Source organism: Streptomyces phyllanthi, assembly GCF_009377205.1.
In the GTDB taxonomy this organism is placed as follows: Bacteria; Actinomycetota; Actinomycetes; order Streptomycetales; family Streptomycetaceae; genus Streptomyces; species Streptomyces phyllanthi.
In genome coordinates this window covers 1-1,621 of sequence record NZ_VJZE01000876.1, presented here as the reverse complement: position 1 = coordinate 1,621, position 1,621 = coordinate 1, and the positions used below count along the sequence as shown (strand labels likewise).

Genomic DNA, 1,621 nt, shown 5'->3' with positions numbered 1-1,621 from the left:
CACGTGTGGTGGTTCCTCGGGTACTTCCTGTTCGGGATCCATGTCGTGGCGTTCGTGATGATCTACGCGGTGACGCACGCGAAGTAGCCGAGGACGGCGGCGAGCCGCGGAGGTGGGGTGGTGGGGCGGGGGCGGTTGAGCGGCCCCGCGGTTCAGCGGCTCCGGGAATAGGCCGGTGGGGGCCTTCGTTTCCCGGTATAGTTGAATCGTAAACAAGCTTGGAGGGTGGCAGCGATGATGCAGTTCGGGATCTTCAGCGTCGGCGACGTGACCCCGGACCCGACCACGGGCCGTACGCCGACCGAGCGCGAGCGCATCAAGGCCATGGTCGCGATCGCGCTGAAGGCAGAGGAGGCCGGGCTCGACGTCTTCGCGACAGGGGAGCACCACAACCCGCCGTTCGTGCCGTCGTCGCCGACCACGATGCTCGGCTACGTGGCCGCGCGCACGGAGAGGCTGGTCCTCTCCACCGCCACCACTCTCATCACCACCAACGACCCGGTGAAGATCGCCGAGGACTACGCGATGCTCCAGCACCTCGCCGACGGGCGGGTGGACCTGATGATGGGGCGCGGCAACACCGGGCCGGTGTACCCGTGGTTCGGGCAGGACATCCGGCAGGGCATCAACCTCGCCGTCGAGAACTACGCCCTGCTGCACCGCCTGTGGCGCGAGGACGTCGTGAACTGGGAGGGCAAGTTCCGTACGCCGCTCCAGGGCTTCACGTCCACGCCGCGGCCGATGGACGGCATACCCCCGTTCGTCTGGCACGGCTCCATCCGGTCGCCGGAGATCGCCGAGCAGGCCGCGTACTACGGTGACGGCTTCTTCCACAACAACATCTTCTGGCCGGCCGACCACACCAAGCGGATGGTCGAGCTGTACCGGACGCGGTACGCGCACTACGGCCACGGCACGCCCGAGCAGGCGATCGTCGGGCTCGGCGGTCAGGTGTTCATGCGGAGGAACTCGCAGGACGCCGTACGGGAGTTCCGCCCGTACTTCGATGTCGCTCCCGTCTACGGGCACGGGCCGTCCCTCGAGGACTTCACGGACCAGACGCCGCTGACGGTCGGGACGCCGGAGCAGGTGATCGAGAAGACGCTGGCCTTCCGGGACTACGCCGGTGACTACCAGCGCCAGCTGTTCCTGGTCGACCACGCCGGGCTGCCGCTGAAGACCGTGCTGGAGCAGATCGACATGCTCGGCGAGGAGGTCGTGCCGGTGCTGCGCGCGGAGTTCGCGAAGGGGCGGCCGGCCGATGTGCCGGACGCGCCGACGCATCAGTCGCTGCTGGCCGCCGAGGACGCCACCAGGGAGAAGGACGCGGAGGAGGTGCGTACCGCATGAGGCTCGTCGTCGTGTCGGCCGGGCTGAGCGTTCCGTCGTCCACGCGACTGCTGGGGGACCGGCTCGCCGCCTCGGTCGTGGAGCGCACCGGCGCCGGTGCGACCGAGGTCCAGGTCGTCGAACTGCGCGATCTGGCTGTGGAGATCGCCCACAACCTCACCAGCGGTTTTCCGGGGCCCCGGCTGACGCGCTGCGGCCGCTGTTCTCGTATCTGCGCGCCGTCGTCGTACCGACGGGTGCGTACGCGGCGTCCGAGGACTGGGGCTCCGGG

1 protein-coding gene and 1 pseudogene are annotated in these 1,621 nt (G+C 69.0%); both read left to right on the top strand.

Annotation, left to right across the window (positions count from 1 at the left end; translation table 11 throughout):
- Positions 1-237: 237 nt before the first annotated feature.
- The gene (locus FNH04_RS45790) at positions 238-1,350 is read left to right on the top strand and encodes an LLM class flavin-dependent oxidoreductase (RefSeq protein WP_194237057.1); all 1,113 of its coding nucleotides are present in this window, start codon (positions 238-240) and stop codon (positions 1,348-1,350) included.
- Positions 1,347-1,621: pseudogene (locus FNH04_RS45785) on the top strand (oxidoreductase); the annotation flags it as partial. The gene FNH04_RS45790 and the pseudogene FNH04_RS45785, both read left to right, overlap by 4 nt.